At 38.1% G+C, this 18,157-nt stretch carries 19 protein-coding genes; 18 read left to right on the top strand and 1 reads right to left on the bottom strand.

Features of this window, described 5'->3' with window-relative positions; translation table 11 throughout:
* The first annotated feature begins 134 nt into the window (after positions 1–134).
* From dnaJ to deoC, 5 genes are all read left to right on the top strand, one after another.
* Complete coding sequence (gene dnaJ, locus V7122_RS07820) at positions 135–1,256, top strand: molecular chaperone DnaJ (RefSeq protein ID WP_335486521.1); 1,122 nt, start codon at positions 135–137, stop codon at positions 1,254–1,256.
* Between the two features lie 231 nt (positions 1,257–1,487).
* Positions 1,488–2,426 (top strand): 50S ribosomal protein L11 methyltransferase, encoded by a 939-nt coding sequence (prmA, locus tag V7122_RS07815; protein WP_335486524.1) that lies wholly within the window; start codon positions 1,488–1,490, stop codon positions 2,424–2,426.
* A gap of 112 nt (positions 2,427–2,538) precedes the next feature.
* Entirely contained in the window at positions 2,539–3,288 is a 750-nt protein-coding gene (locus V7122_RS07810; protein ID WP_335486527.1) for a 16S rRNA (uracil(1498)-N(3))-methyltransferase, read from the top strand.
* Between the two features lie 6 nt (positions 3,289–3,294).
* Entirely contained in the window at positions 3,295–4,650 is a 1,356-nt protein-coding gene (gene mtaB, locus V7122_RS07805) for a tRNA (N(6)-L-threonylcarbamoyladenosine(37)-C(2))-methylthiotransferase MtaB (protein WP_335346048.1), read from the top strand.
* Between the two features lie 270 nt (positions 4,651–4,920).
* Positions 4,921–5,592, top strand: coding sequence for a deoxyribose-phosphate aldolase (gene deoC / locus V7122_RS07800; RefSeq protein WP_335526225.1), 672 nt, complete (start codon positions 4,921–4,923; stop codon positions 5,590–5,592).
* A 46-nt stretch (positions 5,593–5,638) separates the two neighbouring features.
* Here deoC and V7122_RS07795 read toward each other — a convergent pair whose 3' ends face one another.
* A complete protein-coding gene (locus V7122_RS07795; protein WP_335346050.1) occupies positions 5,639–6,562 on the bottom strand; it encodes a Na/Pi symporter in 924 nt (307 codons plus the stop codon).
* Positions 6,563–6,868: 306 nt separating this feature from the next.
* Here V7122_RS07795 and rpsU point away from each other — a divergent pair, with 306 nt between their 5' ends.
* The 13 genes from rpsU to era all read left to right on the top strand — a co-directional run bounded on the left by rpsU (position 6,869) and on the right by era (position 17,985).
* On the top strand, positions 6,869–7,042 hold the full coding sequence (gene rpsU, locus V7122_RS07790; RefSeq protein ID WP_066293305.1) for a 30S ribosomal protein S21: 174 nt from the start codon (positions 6,869–6,871) through the stop codon (positions 7,040–7,042).
* Positions 7,043–7,057: 15 nt separating this feature from the next.
* Complete coding sequence (locus V7122_RS07785; RefSeq protein WP_335346051.1) at positions 7,058–7,501, top strand: GatB/YqeY domain-containing protein; 444 nt, start codon at positions 7,058–7,060, stop codon at positions 7,499–7,501.
* A gap of 218 nt (positions 7,502–7,719) precedes the next feature.
* Positions 7,720–9,009 (top strand): NfeD family protein, encoded by a 1,290-nt coding sequence (locus tag V7122_RS07780; protein WP_335486583.1) that lies wholly within the window; start codon positions 7,720–7,722, stop codon positions 9,007–9,009.
* 2 nt (positions 9,010–9,011) lie between these two features.
* Entirely contained in the window at positions 9,012–10,013 is a 1,002-nt protein-coding gene (gene floA / locus V7122_RS07775) for a flotillin-like protein FloA (protein ID WP_335345364.1), read from the top strand.
* Between the two features lie 42 nt (positions 10,014–10,055).
* The gene (locus V7122_RS07770; RefSeq protein ID WP_335354552.1) at positions 10,056–10,547 is read left to right on the top strand and encodes a hypothetical protein; all 492 of its coding nucleotides are present in this window, start codon (positions 10,056–10,058) and stop codon (positions 10,545–10,547) included.
* Between the two features lie 83 nt (positions 10,548–10,630).
* Positions 10,631–10,915, top strand: a complete 285-nt coding sequence (gene yqfC / locus V7122_RS07765) for a sporulation protein YqfC (protein WP_335345366.1) — start codon at positions 10,631–10,633, stop codon at positions 10,913–10,915.
* A gap of 104 nt (positions 10,916–11,019) precedes the next feature.
* Complete coding sequence (gene yqfD / locus V7122_RS07760) at positions 11,020–12,216, top strand: sporulation protein YqfD (RefSeq protein WP_335526223.1); 1,197 nt, start codon at positions 11,020–11,022, stop codon at positions 12,214–12,216.
* Positions 12,213–13,175 (top strand): PhoH family protein, encoded by a 963-nt coding sequence (locus tag V7122_RS07755; RefSeq protein WP_335526221.1) that lies wholly within the window; start codon positions 12,213–12,215, stop codon positions 13,173–13,175. Before yqfD ends, V7122_RS07755 begins: the two co-directional genes overlap by 4 nt.
* Before the next feature lie 197 nt (positions 13,176–13,372).
* Positions 13,373–15,565: an HD family phosphohydrolase gene (locus V7122_RS07750; RefSeq protein ID WP_335526219.1), complete on the top strand. Its 2,193-nt coding sequence runs from the start codon at positions 13,373–13,375 to the stop codon at positions 15,563–15,565.
* Positions 15,562–16,032, top strand: a complete 471-nt coding sequence (ybeY, locus tag V7122_RS07745) for an rRNA maturation RNase YbeY (protein ID WP_335354548.1) — start codon at positions 15,562–15,564, stop codon at positions 16,030–16,032. Before V7122_RS07750 ends, ybeY begins: the two co-directional genes overlap by 4 nt.
* The gene (locus V7122_RS07740; RefSeq protein WP_335354547.1) at positions 16,010–16,390 is read left to right on the top strand and encodes a diacylglycerol kinase family protein; all 381 of its coding nucleotides are present in this window, start codon (positions 16,010–16,012) and stop codon (positions 16,388–16,390) included. Before ybeY ends, V7122_RS07740 begins: the two co-directional genes overlap by 23 nt.
* A gap of 289 nt (positions 16,391–16,679) precedes the next feature.
* Complete coding sequence (locus tag V7122_RS07735) at positions 16,680–17,078, top strand: cytidine deaminase (RefSeq protein WP_335526218.1); 399 nt, start codon at positions 16,680–16,682, stop codon at positions 17,076–17,078.
* A complete protein-coding gene (gene era / locus V7122_RS07730) occupies positions 17,071–17,985 on the top strand; it encodes a GTPase Era (RefSeq protein WP_335486546.1) in 915 nt (304 codons plus the stop codon). Before V7122_RS07735 ends, era begins: the two co-directional genes overlap by 8 nt.
* Positions 17,986–18,157: the final 172 nt, after the last annotated feature.

Here is an 18,157-nt window from a genome sequence, read left to right as displayed (position 1 = left end):
CTCCCAGAAAGGTAAAGAGCACCTTTCCGGGAGGCTTGTCTTATGCTTGTCGGGGGTGATCAAGGCGCTTGCACTTTTCTATTAGAAGCTGTTAAAATAATCTTTATGTGAAAAGATTCGGGGAGTGGTAATCAATGAGTAAAAGGGATTACTATGAAGTCCTTGGTGTCAGTAAAGGGGCATCCAAGGATGAATTAAAAAAGGCTTATCGAAAGCTATCCAAAAAATATCATCCAGATATTAATAAAGAACCAGATGCAGATGAGAAATTTAAAGAAGTAACAGAAGCATATGAAGTATTAAGTGATGACCAAAAACGTGCTCATTACGACCAATTTGGCCACACTGACCCTAATCAGGGCTTTGGCGGCGGAGGTTTTGAAGGATTCGGCGGCTTTGAAGACATTTTTAGTACTTTCTTTGGCGGCGGCGGATCACGCAGAAGAGATCCAAATGCTCCACGGCAAGGTGCTGATTTACAATACACAATGACTTTATCTTTTGAGGACGCAGTTTTTGGCAAGGAAACGGAAATTGAAATTCCTCGTGAAGAAACTTGTGAAACTTGTAACGGATCAGGTGCAAAGTCAGGTACTAAGCCTGAAACATGCGGACAATGTCATGGTTCTGGACAGATTAATATGGAACAAAATACGCCTTTTGGCAAAATTGTAAATCGCAGAACTTGCCACCATTGTAATGGTACCGGTAAACAGATTAAACATAAATGTTCCACTTGCGGCGGGGATGGAAAAGTAAAAAAACGCAAAAAAATAGCAGTTAAAATTCCAGCGGGTATTGATGACGGACAACAGCTTCGAGTATCTGGTCAAGGGGAGCCTGGGGTTAACGGAGGTCCTTCTGGAGATTTATACGTTGTTTTCCATGTTCGCTCTCATGAATTCTTTGAACGTGATGGCGATGATGTCTATTGTGAAATGCCAATCACCTTTGTTCAGGCTGCTCTAGGGGACGAGGTAGAAGTACCGACCCTGTATGGAAAAATAAAATTAAAAGTCCCAGCAGGCACGCAAACAGGTACAAAGTTCCGCTTAAAGGAAAAAGGGATCCAAAATGTAAGAGGATATGGCAAAGGCGATCAGCATATTATCGTGCGCATCGTAACCCCAACAAAGCTGTCAGAAAAACAGAAACAGCTGCTTCAAGAATTTGCAGAGATAAGTGGGCAAGTACCTCAAGGAGAACAAGAGGAAAGCTTTTTTGATAAAGTAAAGCGTGCATTTAAGGGCGATTAACCGCAGATTAACGGGCTGTAAGACTCCCGCTTGAAGAAGTTGAAAAACGAACTTCTAAGAGGGAGATCAAACGGCCCGTAAAGGCCCGATTATAGGAACACAGACTAAGAACGCCACGTCCTGTGGCAACGTCTGTGTGACCCACATCCTGTGGGCCGCAACTAACATTCAGTGGGGAAAAGGCGCCCCCACTGAATGAAGTTTCACTTTATGGAAATGGAGTTGGAAACATTGAAATGGTCAGAGATCAGCATTCATACGACAAATGAGGCAGTAGAACCAATTTCAAATATACTGCATGAAGCAGGAGCAAGCGGAGTTGTCATTGAAGATCCATTAGAACTTAAAAAAGAAAGAAAAGATCAATTCGGTGAAATCTACCAGCTCAATCCATTAGACTATCCTGAAGAAGGGGTTATCGTCAAAGCTTATTTGCCTGTAAATAGTTTTCTTGCAGAAACGATAGATGGAATTAAAGAAGAAATCAATAATCTCCTTTTATATAATATCGATATTGGCAAAAATGATATTAGCATCAGTGAGGTTAATGAAGAGGAATGGGCAACTGCCTGGAAGAAATATTACCATCCAGTAAAGATTTCTGAAAGATTTACAATCGTTCCAAGCTGGGAAGAATACACCCCTGTTTCCAGTGATGAATTACTCATTGAGCTTGACCCAGGGATGGCATTTGGAACTGGTACTCATCCAACAACAGTTATGTGTATTCAAGCGTTAGAAAGAACCGTAAAAAAGGGAGACAACATTATCGATGTTGGTACAGGTTCAGGTGTATTAAGCATTGCAGCTGCTATGCTTGGTGCTGAAAAAGTTACAGCACTTGATCTCGATGAGGTTGCTGTGAACTCTGCCCGGGAAAATATTGAATTGAATAAAGTTCATGATATTGTAAATGTTGCACAAAATAATCTGCTTGATGGAATCACCGGAAAGGCAGACGTTGTAGTAGCAAATATATTAGCTGAGGTTATCCTCAGATTTACTAATGATGTTGCTACAGTAGTGAAAAAAGACGGCTTCTTTATTGCATCAGGCATTATCCTGCAGAAAAAACAAGAAGTGAAGGATGCAATGATTACAGCGGGATTCCAAATCGAAGAAACGATTCAAATGGAAGATTGGGTTGCGTTAATCGGCAGAAGAAATTAGCACGGACGTTAGAACATAATTATGAATTCATTTTAGAAAAGGGGGGGCCTTCTATATGTTCCCTCTTTTTATACGTTAATAATAGAAGAAGGCAGAAAAGAGGGTGATCATTTTGCAGCGTTATTTTGTTAATCAATCTGCGATTGATAATTGTTTCACTATTACATCTGATGATTATCACCACATTGTTCGCGTAATGAGAATGAAGGAAGGCGATCAGCTTATTTGTGTAGATCCCCTGAAAACAAGTGCTGTTTGCTCAATTGTAGAAATTACCGCTGAAAAAGTGATTGCAGAAGTTGTAAAATGGGAAGAAGGGTCCCCTGAATTGCCGATTTATATAACAATTGTGAGCGGATTGCCTAAAGGGGATAAGCTGGAATGGATTATCCAAAAGGGAACTGAACTTGGAGCATATCGATTTATCCCTTTTATTTCAGCACGCTCAGTAGTAAAATGGGATGAGAAAAAGGGCGCAAAGAAAGTCGAAAGGTGGCAGAAAATTGCCAAAGAAGCGGCTGAGCAGTCTCATAGAACCATTTTACCTGAAGTCATGACTCCTCAAAATATGAAAGCTTTAATTAAAGCAAGCGAGAAGTATGACTATAAGCTGATTGCTTTTGAAGAAGAAGCGAAGCAAGGAGAGAAATCTCAACTATATAAAACCATGGCTAACATTCAACATGGCCAATCACTTATGATCGTATTTGGACCTGAGGGCGGATTAACTGAGCAGGAAGTCTCTTTATTAAAAGAAAACGGTTTTCAGGCTTGCGGGTTAGGTCCACGGATATTAAGAACGGAAACGGCACCGCTTTATGCACTATCAGCTGTTTCCTATCATTTTGAACTAATGGAGTGAAAAAATATGCCTACAGTTGCATTTCATACACTTGGCTGTAAAGTGAATCATTATGAAACAGAGGCCATTTGGCAATTATTTAAAGAAACAGGATATGATCGGGTCGATTTTGAATCAATGTCCGATGTTTATGTCATTAATACTTGTACGGTTACGAATACCGGAGATAAGAAAAGCCGTCAGGTTATCCGTAGAGCGATTCGAAAAAACCCGGATGCGGTTATTTGTGTGACAGGCTGTTATGCCCAAACCTCTCCAGCAGAAATTATGGCCATCCCAGGGGTTGATATCGTAGTAGGAACGCAGGATCGCGTGAAAATGCTAGATTATATCGCTCAATACAAGCAAGAACGCCAGCCGATTAACGGGGTAGGCAATATTATGAAAAGCCGCGTATATGAAGAGCTTGATGTGCCTGCTTTTACAGATCGTACACGTGCTTCCCTTAAAATACAAGAAGGCTGTAATAACTTCTGCACATTTTGTATCATTCCTTGGGCACGCGGATTAATGCGTTCAAGAGACCCGCAAGAAGTTATTCGCCAGGCACAGCAATTAGTGGATGCTGGCTATAAAGAAATTGTCCTAACAGGTATTCATACAGGCGGCTACGGAGAGGACATGAAAGATTATAACTTGGCAATGCTCCTTCGTGATTTAGAAGCACAAGTAAAGGGATTAAAGCGAATCAGAATCTCCTCTATAGAAGCAAGCCAGATTACGGACGAAGTTATTGAGGTTATTAATCAATCTAACATGATCGTAAGACATCTTCATATCCCGCTGCAGTCAGGGTCAAATACGGTTCTAAAAAGAATGCGCAGAAAATATACAATGGAGTTCTTCGGCGAACGTCTAGATCGCTTAAAAGAAGCTCTCCCAGGTTTAGCAGTTACTTCTGATGTCATTGTCGGCTTCCCAGGTGAAACAGAAGAGGAATTTATGGAAACGTATAATTTTATTAAAGAACATAAATTCTCAGAGCTGCATGTTTTCCCTTACTCTAAACGAACAGGAACGCCAGCAGCCAGAATGGAAGATCAAATAGACGAAGAAGTGAAGAATGAACGTGTTCATCGCTTAATTTCTTTATCTGACCAGCTTGCAAAAGAATACGCATCCCAATTTGAGGGAGAGGTTCTGGAAGTCATTCCTGAGGAAGAATTCAAGGAACAGCAGGAAGGCGGACTATATGTCGGCTATACTGATAATTATCTTAAAGTTGTTTTCCAAGCAACTGAAGAAATGGTCGGAAAAATTGTGAAAGTAAAAATCACAAAAGCCGGATACCCATATAACGATGGACAATTTGTCCGAGTATTAGATGAACTGGAAAATTGTGAAGAAGAAGCAGCAGTATAAAACATTCTAATTAAATGATAATATGTAAAGAGCTAATCGATTGCGATTAGCTCTTTACTCATTCCTTTATTTTAAAATAGCAAATAATAAATGATAAAAATTAATAAACTAAATAATGCCCTTTTAAATTGGAATAATAAGTTTATTAATATAAAACAAGTTATTTATGCAAATGAACCTGCTCATAATTATTCAACTCGAAATTTTTTCTTATGAGTGATATGATGTAAGAGGTACGTACAACTTGTTAGTTTGAAAGGAGTCATTATAATGGCGAAAAACGTAGCTGGAATGATCGATCATACATTACTAAAAGCAGATGCAACTAAGGAGCAAATTGAAAAAATTTGTGCTGAAGCGAAAGAATATCAATTTGCATCAGTGTGCATAAATCCTGCTTGGGTGAAGCTTTCAAGTCAATTATTGAGCGGAACAGATGTAAAAGTCTGCACAGTAATTGGTTTTCCTTTAGGTGCTTCAACGCCTGAAACAAAGGAATTTGAAACTAAAAATGCAATTGAAAACGGTGCAACTGAAGTAGATATGGTGATCAATATTGGAGCATTAAAAAGCGGAGATCATGAATTAGTCGAAAGAGATATCCGTGCTGTAGTGAATGCAGCAAAAGGAAAGGCTTTAACAAAGGTGATTATTGAAACTTCTCTACTTTCCGAAGTAGAAAAGGTTAGAGCATGTGAAATATCTGTAAAAGCTGGAGCAGACTTTGTAAAAACGTCAACAGGCTTCTCTACTGGCGGAGCAACTGTTGAAGATATCGCTCTAATGAGAAAAACAGTGGGTCCAAACATCGGTGTCAAGGCTTCTGGCGGCGTAAGAAGTGCAGAGGATGCACAGAAGATGATTCAAGCGGGAGCAACAAGAATTGGAGCAAGCTCAGGAGCAGCAATCGTTAACGGATTAACAAGCGATTCAGACTACTAAAAAAATGCCGGATCTCCGGCATTTTTTCTTTTGGGTTGACAGTTAGTTAATGACGTCCGTGGATTCTAATGATTATTTTCCCAAATTGAGTAGCAAATGGAAGTACCATTAAAGATGTGATAACGTTAAAGATAACACCGATATGTGCGAGCTGGACATCTGGTGCGGATGCTAATTGCAGACCGAGGGAAGTCAGGAAGCTGATAAATGGATAAAAAATCACAACTCCGATGACATTTAGCCAAATATGAGCGTACGCGCAAAGCCTTGCCTCTTTTCCTCCCAATAATGATGCTAAAAAAGCATCGACACATGTTCCAATATTGGAACCAAGCATGATTGCTATTCCTGTGTCCAGCCCGAATGCTCCTCCAGATAGAAAGCCCATAATGATGCCTGTAGTCGCAGTACTGGACTGAATGATTGCTGTAATAATAGTTCCAGCAAGTATACTTAAAAGGTAACTTCCTTTTAATTCAATTAATAGTTGATTGACAAATTCAATCGATCTTAATGGCCCTGCTAAATATTCGAATCCCCCCATCGCTGCAAAAACTGCAGATATACCTAGTAAGATTAATCCAATACTCCTTACATTTCTGTTCCCAATCAATAATAATACAGCACCTAAAAGGGCAAAAGGAATAAGGAAAGATTCAATATCAAATGTAATTAATTCAGTTGTTAACGTTGTTCCAATATTCGTTCCTAAAATAATTCCAATCGACTGAGGAAATGAAAGCAGCCTTGCAGAAATGAGCCCGATCATAATAATCATCACCGCTGAGCTGCTCTGCAATATACAAGTTATGCCTATGCCCGCTAATAATCCTTTCCAAGGAGTGGCTGTTAATTTAGTTAGTACATTTTTTAAAGAATCCCCAGATAAATTATATAGACCTGATCGAAGCAAGGTCATTCCGTATATAAAAAGTCCAATGAATAAAATAAATAGAAATAGCTGGGTCAAGCTCCCACCCCCTATCTCTATATGTATGGCAACTGAGCCAAGGACATGCCTTTTTATCTTTTTTATGACCGCACTCTTTAAATAATAGGGTTTTTCAACTAGTACTATGAAGGTTTATGTCGAAAATAGCAGGAAAATTTATGGCATGTACATTGGAGCGATGCTGCTGTTGAATTTCATTGTGAAAAACACTTCTGAGGGGGCTATTAACAGTTGACCTTGATTCACGGTTATATTATAATTGCAAAGTACATGGAAAAATCCATGTTGGTGTAAGTGTGTTGTGCTCGGAGGGAGGGAAAGAGAATGTCTAAAACCGTCGTTCGTAAAAACGAATCGCTTGAAGATGCTCTTCGTCGCTTTAAACGTACTGTATCTAAGTCTGGTACTATACAAGAAGCAAGAAAGCGCGAATTCTACGAAAAACCTAGTATTAAACGTAAGAAAAAGTCTGAGGCTGCAAGAAAACGTAAGTATTAAGAGAGGGTGTCCATTATGAGTCTTCTCGAACGTTTAAATGAGGATATGAAACAAGCGATGAGGAACAAAGAAAAAGATAAGCTAACTGTTATTCGGATGATTAAAGCTGCCTTGCAGAATGAAGCAATTAAGCATGGACAAGACTTATCCGAAGATCAAGAGCTTACTGTCCTTTCTCGCGAAGTTAAACAACGCAAGGATTCCCTCCATGAATTTGAAAAAGCAGGTCGTGAAGATCTTGTTGAAAAAATTCATACTGAACTTCAGTATGTCGAACTATATATGCCTAAACAGCTCTCTGAAGATGAGGTTTCAAAGATCGTACAAGAAACGGTTGCTGAAATAGGTGCAAAATCTAAAGCTGAGATGGGTAAGGTAATGGCTGCCATTATGCCGAAAGTAAAAGGCAAAGCAGATGGAGCACTTGTAAATAAACTTGTACAACAACACCTTTCATAAAAAACAAAACCATTGTATAAAAGACCGTGAGCATTCGCTTTCGGTCTTTTTTAATAGTTAGTAAAGAGACAAAATATTCATAAAAGAATTAGCCAAGTATGAAACCTTTTTTAGTTGAATACGTAAAAGAACTAGATGCATTGTTTTGGAGGGAGGGGAGAGCTTTGAGATTAAGAAGGATATTCATCATTTTTTCATTCCTTTTTGCTTTTATCCTAATGATTATCCCATTTAAAGGAAATGCTGATAATGAAATTGTCTATGTCGTTTCGATTCAAGATACAGTAGAAAAAGGTCTGTTTGCTTATTTAAACAGGGCTGTTCATTTAGCTGAGGAAGACAAGGCATCTGCGATTATTTTTGATATTGATACCCCTGGAGGGGCAGTGGATGCCGCTGGGAAAATTGGGAAGTTATTAACATCAACAGATGTGAAGACGATTTCATTTGTGAACAAACAGGCTTTATCTGCTGGTGCTTATATTGCACTAAATACAGATGAAATCTATATGGTGCCAGGTTCTACAATGGGGTCAGCGGCCATTATTGATCAACAGGGAAATACTGCTGGGAAGAAGGCTGAATCCTATTGGTTTGCGGCAATGGAGGAGGCAGCAAAGCAGAGTAAAAGAAACCCGATTTATGCGCTAGCAATGGCAGATGAGTCTATCAATCTTCCTGAAGTTGGAGCCCCTAAAGGAAAGTTACTCACTCTAGGTGCTGAAAAGGCATTGGAAGTAAAGTATTCAGAAGGGACTTTCAATAATTTGAATGAACTTCTCGATCATCTTGGTTATTCTGATGCTGAGGTCAAAACAGTGGAAGAAAGCTTTGCAGAAAAAATAGCGAGATTTATTACCCATCCTGTAGTGATACCGATATTATTATCTATTGGAAGTTTGGGACTAATCCTAGAATTGTATTCCCCCGGCTTCGGGCTTCCCGGATTTATGGGATTGTCTGCATTATTATTGTTTTTCTATGGACATTTAGTTGCAGGTCTTGCCGGATATGAAACACTTATCCTCTTTGTTGTTGGCATTGGACTGATCATCGCGGAGTTTTTTCTCCCAGGAGGAGTTGCAGGTATTCTAGGCCTGGCAGCGATACTTGGAAGTCTATTTTTAGCTTCTGATAATGTCGTCCATATGGGAATTTCTTTATTAATTGCTATCAGTATATCTATTTTAGCGTCTATTATAATGGTAAAGGTGCTTGGTAAAAAAATGAAATTTTTCAAAAAAATCATCTTAACTGATGCAACAAAAACAGAAGAGGGCTATGTTTCCAATAAAAGCCGATTAGAGCTCATTGGGTTAGAAGGCTACGCACTGACAGCTCTTCGGCCATCAGGTACCGTTGTGATTGAAGATGAAAGAATCGATGTCGTCAGTGAAGGTGCGTTTATTTTAAAAGATGCGAGAGTTAGAGTTGTAAAAGCTGAGGGTTCTCGTATAGTAGTAAGAGAAATAATAGATCAAAATAAGAAAGAAAAAGAGGAGGAATAAATATGGAATTGCTAGGGGCTGGTACAGCTTTTTTGATAGTAGCCGTTGTTCTTGCGATTATTCTATTGGGAGTTCTTTTTACATTTGTTCCAGTAATGCTTTGGATTTCAGCTTTGGCAGCTGGAGTCAGAGTCAGTATCTTTACATTAGTTGGGATGAGGCTCCGGAGGGTTATTCCAAGCAGGGTCATTAACCCCTTAATTAAAGCACACAAAGCGGGTATAGATGTAACGACAAATCAGCTGGAAAGCCATTATTTAGCAGGTGGGAATGTCGACCGTGTTGTGAATGCACTGATTGCCGCACATCGAGCAAATATTGAATTAAAATTTGAGCGCAGCGCAGCAATTGATCTGGCAGGCCGTGATGTTCTTGAAGCTGTCCAAATGAGTGTTAATCCAAATGTAATTGAAACACCTTTCATTGCTGGTGTTGCAATGGATGGAATTGAAGTAAAGGCAAAAGCTAGAATTACTGTTAGAGCGAATATTGAACGTCTTGTCGGGGGTGCTGGTGAAGAAACAGTCGTTGCTCGTGTTGGTGAAGGAATCGTCTCGACTATCGGTTCGTCAGAAAATCATAAAAAAGTTCTTGAAAATCCTGATATGATTTCTAGAACAGTCCTAGATAAAGGATTGGATTCCGGGACAGCCTTTGAAATCCTTTCGATAGATATTGCGGATGTGGATATCGGTAAAAACATCGGAGCCCATTTACAAACAGAGCAAGCAGAGGCAGATAAGAAGATTGCCCAAGCTAAAGCGGAAGAACGACGTGCAATGGCTGTCGCTTCAGAGCAGGAAATGAAGGCAAGGGTTGAAGAAATGAAAGCGAAGGTTGTAGAAGCTGAAGCACAAGTACCGCTTGCCATGGCTGAAGCGCTTCGATCAGGAAATATCGGGGTTATGGATTATATGAATATCAAGAATATTTCCGCTGATACAGATATGAGAGATTCTATTGGTCGGATTAATGATGATCACAAAGACGGCGGTCAAAGATAAATAAAGGCTCACTTTAATAAATAGAAGGGAGGGGGTTCCCTCTTGGAATTTATTTTCGAAAACCCAATTTTTATTATCGTAATAATTGGCTATATTATTTCCTTTTTCATGAAAAATAAAGGAAATCAGCAGCAACAGCGGAAAGGCAGCGGGCAGCAGGTGAAGCCATCTCCAGCTGAAGTGTTTAAGCAAATGCAGGAACGTATTCCTCAAATGGAGACGAGATCTATTGAAGAACAGCAAAGGCATCAGGCTGAACAAGCACTAAAGCTTGAAATGGAAGCTTTAGAAAGGCAGAGGCTTGCTGAAGAAGAGATAAATGCACTAAAGGAACAACAGGAAATGGCTAAGAAACAAGCGGAATTTATAAAGACAGTTTCTAAAGCTCCGGTACCTATTCAAGGTGCATTGCAAAAAGAATGGAGGCAGACCTTATCTCCTAGCAAAAAACAGCTTATCGATGGGATTATTTGGTCTGAAATTATCGGACCTCCAAGGGCATTAAAGGCTCATAAGTCAGTAAAAAAACAATAAATTATCTTAATTCATAGGTGAAAAATATGTGCTAGAACCCCCTTTCATTTCATACATATGAGATGAAGGGGGGTTCTTTTTTTATGGCAAGAAAGTGGGGACAATTCGTCCGAAAATGGATGACAAAAAACATGGAGCTTCCTCAAGATGTCATGATGGATTTACCCCGCATTACGATGATCGGACAAATCCATATATATATTGAGAACCACCGTGGATTGCTTGCTTTTTCAGATAAAGAATTAAGGCTGCTCCTTAAGCAGGGTCAGCTGTTAATAAAAGGGAAAGCCTTTGTCATAAAAACGATTCTGCCCGAGGAAATTCTGCTGGAAGGGAAAATTGATCAAGTCACATATATTAACGATTAATTAAGGATGTCCTTACAGAAGGACAGTAGCCTTCTGTAGGGACTTATAGGAAGGGTATTATGAACAGCAATTTGTGGTGATAAAGAGAATTCAGGGGGAAGGCAATGAAAAATCTTTGGGTCGAATTTTTTGGAGGGATTGTAACAGTTAAGACTAAGGGTAAAGGAATTGAGCGTTTTATTAATACTCTTACACGAAGCGGAATTCTTGTATGGCATGTAAAAAGGCACGGCACCGAAGCAGTAACCTTTAAAATGAAGCTAAATGATGTGAAGAAATTAAGAAATATTGTTCGGAACAGTGATTGCAAAATCGAATTTTTACAGCGGACAGGCTTTCCATTTATCTTTAAGCGCATGTTGAAAAATATTGGATTTGTTATTGGCGCCCCAATATTTTTATTAGTTATTATCATATTATCAAATATGGTTTGGGGAATAGAGATAAAGGGGGCAGACCCTGCAACTGAATACAAAATACGAAAAGAGTTAGATGAACTAGGTGTAAAACGTGGGAAAGTACAGTTTTTCTTAGATAATGTTGAAGCTATTCAGAGGAAATTGACAGATAATATTAAGGAAATTACTTGGGTTGGTGTGGAATTAAAAGGGACAACCTACCATCTTCAGGTTGTGGAAAAAACTGAACCAAATAAACCTGAATATTTAAGTCCAAGACATTTAGTTGCAAAAAAGAAGGCAATTATTGTTGACATGTTTGTTGAAGAAGGACAACCAAAAGTAAGTGTAAATGATCATGTTAATCCTGGTCAGCTCCTTGTTTCAGGAATTATTGGAGAGGATGGGCAAAAAACCGAGACAGTTCCGGCAAAAGGAGAAATCTTTGGTGAAACATGGTACACAACAACGGCTACAATTCCATTAAAAAACACCTTGCAAGTATTAAACGGAAATGAAAAACAAAAACATATTCTAAAGGTTGGAAAATATGAAATTCCGATATGGGGATTTGGTAAAGTGGATTACAAAGAATCCAAAACAGAGGCAAATGAAAAGAAAATCCACTTTTTAAAATGGGAGCTTCCAATATCTTATTTATTTAAAACAATAAGGGAAAGCGAACAGGTCATACAAATATATTCAAATGAAGAAGCATTTGAAGCTGCAAAAATTAGTGCGCGAAATGATATAAAAAACCTTCTTTCTGAAAATGCTAAAATTAAAGGGGAAAAAGTTTTACACAAGTCAGTAGAGAATGGTAAAGTAACTATATCAATACATTTCCAAATTATTGAGAATATAGCAGAAGCGCAACCAATTATTCAAGGAGATACGGAATGACTGAAGACTTGAAGACAATGAATGTACAACTTGAGAATCCGAATGAAGCAATGAGCTTGATTGGGAATTCAGACGCAAACATAAAAATGATTGAGCAAGAATTGTCTGTATCCATTGTTACACGCGGAGAAAATATTTTTGTTTCCGGTGAAATGGAACAGGTTGGAATGGTTGGAAAATTACTTTCTGAATTACTGCAGGTTATAAGAAAAGGAATCAACATTAGCCAGCGGGATGTCATGTACGGAATTCAAATGGCGAAAAAAGGTACTTTAGATTATTTTAGCGATTTATATGATGAAGAAATTATTAGAAATACTAAGGGTAAGTCAATTCGTGTAAAGACGATTGGTCAAAGTCAATACATTCGATCCATTCGAACTCATGATCTTGTTTTTGGAATAGGGCCAGCTGGAACAGGAAAAACATATTTAGCGGTCGTTATGGCAGTAAACGCATTGAAAAATGGTCAAGTTAAGAAAATAATTTTAACTCGTCCTGCCGTTGAAGCGGGAGAAAGCCTTGGATTTCTGCCTGGTGACTTAAAAGAGAAAGTGGATCCGTACCTTAGACCTTTATATGATGCTTTGCATGATGTATTAGGGGCTGAACATACAGAAAGACTAATCGAAAGAGGAACGATTGAAATAGCCCCCTTAGCCTATATGAGAGGCCGGACGCTTGATGATGCTTTCGTTATCCTTGATGAAGCCCAAAATACAACCCATGCTCAGATGAAAATGTTTTTAACCCGTCTTGGATTTGGCTCGAAGATGGTGATCACTGGTGATAAAACACAGGTGGATCTCCCGAAAGGCGCAAAATCAGGATTAATTCTTGGCGAAGAAATTCTAAAAGGTGTGAAGGGGATCGCGATTGTGCATCTTGAAGAAAGTGATGTAGTCCGTCATCCTCTAGTAGCAAAAATTATTCATGCATATGGTCAGCACGAGAATTAAAACCGTCGGGAATACCGTACGGTTTTCTTTTGCTGTTTTCGTTAAGTGAAGAATTATGACTTTTTCAGAAGTTTTTTAAGAAGGATGAAACTTGTTTGAAAAACTGTTATCATTTTACATAATAAATGTAAGTCTTAATCGAATAGTAGAATCACTTATCTGGTCAGTTTCATTAACCAAGATAGGAGGGATTGAATGTGGAAAAACTGCAGCAATACTTAATGAAAATTAGAAATTTATTAGAATTAACATTTTTTAGAGTTCTTCTATTTATTTTTCTTGGGATTGTGATGTTCCTTGCTATGTACAGTAATGTTAAACCAGAAAAATTAGACCTAGGACTGTTTTCAGTTGCTGAGCAAACAATCAGATCTCCTATCACGATTGAAGATAAAGTATTAACGGAAAAAAGGAAAAAAGAAGCAGCAGATCATGTGCCGGACGTTTATGTAGTAAAGAAGGAAATTGCCCAAAATCGTGTAGACTTAATTACATCTATATTTGATTCTGCTACTGAGGTTAATGATGAGATACAAGATGATTTAGAAAAGAAACAAAAAGCAGCTGAAAGCACGGATGAAGCTGAAGGTGAAACAATCGTTTTTTCTGAACCAACACCTTCAGATAAACTATTGTTGATGAAGGAGAAGCTGACTGAGGATGTAACGAAGGACATTTCTGATCAGACCCTCCTGACTTTATTACAGGCATCTAAAGGCGAACTTACAATTGCTAAAGACGTTACAGTAACCGCGATTAATAATGTAATGAGCAAAAGAATTCCTGCAGATGAAGTGGAAAATGCAAAAAAACGGTTAGAAGAGGAGCTAAAGTATACAAGTTTGAACTCTGGCCTTAAAGTGGGAGCAATTGAATTAGGAAGATATGCAGTGTACCAGAATGAGTTTTATGATCCTTCTGCAACGGATGAGATGCGTCAGCAGGCAGTGGAGAGTGTTGAAGCTGTAAAAATTCTTCAAGGACAAATTATTGTTGAGGAGCAGCATTTAATCAGCAGAGATATTTATAGACAGCTAGAGCTAATTGGATTGCTTGACAACAACCATTCTATAAAGCCTTTTTTTGGCCTTGGATTAATTACCTTTATTATTCTTGCAGCCCTTTATTATAATTTTAATGAATTAAAGCTTCACTCCGAGCTAAAACAAAGTTATCTATTATTATTTAGCTTAATATTTGCCCTGTCCATTTTAATGATGAAGGGAATCAGTTTTTTTCCTGAATTTAAGTATTCGGAAATTAGCTACATTTTTCCAGCTGCCATGGGACCTATATTAATCCGAAATTTAATTGATGAACGAATGGCTGTGTTATTTACAATCATTATGTCCATTTGCGGAAGTATTATTTTTAACGAAGGAATAACAGGAGCCTTTCACGTTACTTCTGGAATTTATATTATTTGCAGCGGGCTAGCAGGGATCATATTTTTAACAAAACAAAAAAATCGGTCACGAATTTTACAAGCAGGTATGTTTGTGGCTGGTGTAAATGTGGTTTTGATTTTTTCCCTTATCTTTCTTAGAAACGGGCAATATGATGGGCTGGAATATGGCTTTTATTTGATTATCGGGGCGCTGTCAGGAATTTTGTCTGCAGTATTAGCCATTGGCTTGCTTCCTTTTTTTGAGGCTGGATTTGGCATTCTTTCTACAATCAGATTGATTGAACTGACGAGCCCAAATCACCCTCTTCTTAGAAAAATCTTAACTGAAGCACCAGGCACTTATCACCATAGCGTCATGGTAGCTAACTTGTCTGAATCTGCTTGTGAAGCCATTGGGGCAAATGGGCTGCTTGCACGGGTTGGCTGTTATTATCATGATATTGGCAAAACAAAAAGGCCGCAGTTTTTTATTGAAAACCAAATGAATATTGAAAATCCGCATGATCGGCTGCCTCCGCAAACTAGTAAAAATATTATCATTGCCCATGCGACTGATGGAGCAGAAATGCTTAGAAAACATAAAATGCCTAAGGAAATTGTAGATATTGCTGAACAGCATCATGGGACGACACTTTTAAAATATTTTTACCATAAAGCAGGTCAAAATGGGCTTGAGGTTAGGGAGGAAGATTATCGGTATCCAGGACCAAAAGCTCAAACAAAGGAGGCTGCTATTATTGGGATTGCAGATAGTGTTGAAGCAGCAGTCCGTTCCATGTCTAATCCTACCCCTGAGCAAATAGAGGGGTTCGTAAGAAATATTATTGCGGATCGTCTTCAGGATGGACAGCTTAATGAATGTGATTTAACGTTAAAAGAGCTGGAAACAGTCGCTAACTCTATTTGTGAAACATTAAACGGAATTTTTCATTCTAGAATTGAGTATCCAGAAATGACAAAGCAGAAGGTGAAACAGGCATGAGTTTAAATATCGACTTTTTAGATGAAACGAATGAGCTTACTGAGGAACAAACCTCTTATATTGAAGAACTGCTAAATTTTGCAGCAAAGTTTGAAAAAATTGAAGAAGAAAGTGAAGTATCTCTTACCTTTGTTAGCAATGAAAAGATTAGGGAAATTAATAAAGAATATCGCCATAAAGACAGTGTAACAGACGTCATTTCTTTTGCGATGGAGGAAATGGGGGAGGGAGAAATGGAGCTCGTAGGTCTTGATATGCCGAGGGTGTTGGGAGATATCATTATTTCCGTTTCAAGGGCATATGAGCAGGCCGAGGAATACGGGCATTCCTTTATGCGTGAAATCGGTTTTTTGGCGGTTCACGGCTTTCTTCATTTACTCGGCTATGACCATGAAACACCGGAAGATGAAAAAGAAATGTTTTCGCGTCAAAAGGATATATTAGATGAATTCGGCCTCCAAAGATAGAAAGAATCGGTTGTTACATTCATTTGGATACGCAATGTCAGGCATTAAAAAGGCCTTCAAACAGGAGAAAAATTTGAATATCCATTTATTTGTTTCGATTATTGTCATCTTAATGGGATTATTGCTTTCCATATCTATTTTGGAGTGGCTTATCATTCTCTTAGCTATTGGAGGCATGCTGTCATTGGAAATGATAAATTCCTCGATTGAAAGAGTAGTGGATCTTGTTACGGAAGACTATCATCCACTTGCAAAGGCAGCAAAGGATATGGCAGCTGGGGCTGTATTGATTTTTGCTATCATCTCAGTCATCATCGGATTGATTATTTTTCTTCCGAAATTAGCTTTGCTTATTTAAAACTGTCCTTTTTTGCAGGGCAGTTTTTTGTTAAAATGATGAAATCATTGAGGTTTAATTAGATTTTTCCAGGGTAAAAAGCAAGAAATTGCAACAATTAACGAAACGATATTTGTAAATGACCCAATCGTTTTGATAAAATGACAGAGCAATACGACATATTTATCCTCATATTTTTGGAAAATTCAATTTTTTATATTACGTTTTTGCTACAATCAGTGATTTTGATTTCAATTTGAGGTAAAATAAAAGAAGGTAACATCTTTCAAAACGAAAGGAAGACTTATTAGTGCAAGTTGAAAAATTAATTGAAGAAGCGAAAGTCGCAAGAGAAAGAGCATATGCCCCTTATTCAAAATTTAAAGTTGGTGCAGCGCTCTTAACGTCAGATGGGAAAGTATACCATGGATGTAATATTGAAAATGCAGCATATAGCATGTGCAATTGTGCGGAAAGAACGGCTATTTTCAAAGCTTACTCTGAAGGAGTCAGGAACTTCACAGCAATGGCTGTAATAGCTGACACAGACCGTCCATGTTCTCCCTGCGGTGCATGCCGGCAAGTAATTGCAGAATTATGCCCTAAGGATATGAAAGTGTATTTAACGAACCTAAAAGAAGATATTCTTGAGATAACAATAGAACAACTACTGCCAGGAGCTTTTTCACCGGAGGATTTGAATGAATAATACTGAACAAGGACATAAATCAGGATTTATTTCCATTATCGGAAGACCAAATGTCGGAAAATCAACCTTTTTAAATCGAGTTATCGGGCAAAAAATTGCCATCATGAGCGACAAACCACAAACAACAAGGAATAAGGTTCAAGGAGTATTAACAACGAATGATGCTCAATTTATTTTTATTGATACTCCAGGAATTCATAAGCCGAAGCATAAACTAGGCGATTTCATGATGAAGGTCGCACAAAATACATTAAAAGAAGTCGATGTCATCTTATTTATGGTTAATGCATCAGAGGGTTATGGCCGTGGCGAAGAATTTATTCTTGAGAAGTTTCAGTCAGTTCGCACACCGATATTCCTGATCATTAATAAAATTGACCTAGTTCATCCAGATGAATTAATACAGATTATTGATTCTTACAAAGAAAAATATACCTTTAGTGAAATTATTCCAATTTCAGCACTTGAAGGAAATAATGTTGAAAATTTATTGGGGCAAATTAAAAAGTATATTCCAGAAGGACCACAATATTATCCTGCTGATCAAGTAACAGATCATCCTGAACGGTTTATCGTATCTGAGCTCATTCGTGAGAAAGCTCTTCATTTAACAAGAGAAGAAATTCCGCATTCACTTGCTGTGTTGATTGATAAGATGGAGCGCCGCGATGAAAAGGACATGGTTCATGTAATGGCCACGATCATAGTCGAAAGAGATTCCCAAAAAGGGATTGTCATCGGGAAACAAGGAAAAATGCTGAAGGAAATTGGTCAGAGAGCACGGCTTGATATTGAAAACCTACTCGGATCAAAAGTATTTTTAGAATTATGGGTAAAAGTTCAGAAAGATTGGCGAAATAAAATGTCGCAGCTGCGTGATTTTGGCTTCCGTGATGATGAGTATTAGAAAAATATTTTTTAAATGAGTATTACTGTCAATTGTCCAGCCTTAACTAAGGTATTACGGTCAAACACTAATTATGTTTATTTTTGATTTACAATATTTTTCTCTTATGAAATTTGAAAGACAGGCTATGATAAATGGTAAGGATTTGGGATAAAAGAAAATTGCGTTGAAT

Origin of the sequence: Bacillus sp. JJ1532 (assembly GCF_036965085.1) — a bacterium.
Taxonomy (GTDB): domain Bacteria; phylum Bacillota; class Bacilli; order Bacillales; family Cytobacillaceae; genus Cytobacillus.
The sequence above is the reverse complement of the archived record's forward strand: the minus strand, read 5'-3'. Positions and strand labels throughout refer to the sequence as shown.

Coding starts and splice junctions, on each gene's coding strand:
- dnaJ (WP_335486521.1), top strand. CDS start 135: ATGAGTAAAAGGGATTACTATGAAGTCCTTGGTGTCAGTAAAGGGGCA.
- mtaB (WP_335346048.1), top strand. CDS start 3,295: ATGCCTACAGTTGCATTTCATACACTTGGCTGTAAAGTGAATCATTAT.
- deoC (WP_335526225.1), top strand. CDS start 4,921: ATGGCGAAAAACGTAGCTGGAATGATCGATCATACATTACTAAAAGCA.
- rpsU (WP_066293305.1), top strand. CDS start 6,869: ATGTCTAAAACCGTCGTTCGTAAAAACGAATCGCTTGAAGATGCTCTT.
- V7122_RS07785 (WP_335346051.1), top strand. CDS start 7,058: ATGAGTCTTCTCGAACGTTTAAATGAGGATATGAAACAAGCGATGAGG.
- V7122_RS07780 (WP_335486583.1), top strand. CDS start 7,720: ATGATTATCCCATTTAAAGGAAATGCTGATAATGAAATTGTCTATGTC.
- floA (WP_335345364.1), top strand. CDS start 9,012: ATGGAATTGCTAGGGGCTGGTACAGCTTTTTTGATAGTAGCCGTTGTT.
- yqfC (WP_335345366.1), top strand. CDS start 10,631: ATGGCAAGAAAGTGGGGACAATTCGTCCGAAAATGGATGACAAAAAAC.
- yqfD (WP_335526223.1), top strand. CDS start 11,020: ATGAAAAATCTTTGGGTCGAATTTTTTGGAGGGATTGTAACAGTTAAG.
- V7122_RS07755 (WP_335526221.1), top strand. CDS start 12,213: ATGACTGAAGACTTGAAGACAATGAATGTACAACTTGAGAATCCGAAT.
- ybeY (WP_335354548.1), top strand. CDS start 15,562: ATGAGTTTAAATATCGACTTTTTAGATGAAACGAATGAGCTTACTGAG.
- V7122_RS07740 (WP_335354547.1), top strand. CDS start 16,010: ATGAATTCGGCCTCCAAAGATAGAAAGAATCGGTTGTTACATTCATTT.
- era (WP_335486546.1), top strand. CDS start 17,071: ATGAATAATACTGAACAAGGACATAAATCAGGATTTATTTCCATTATC.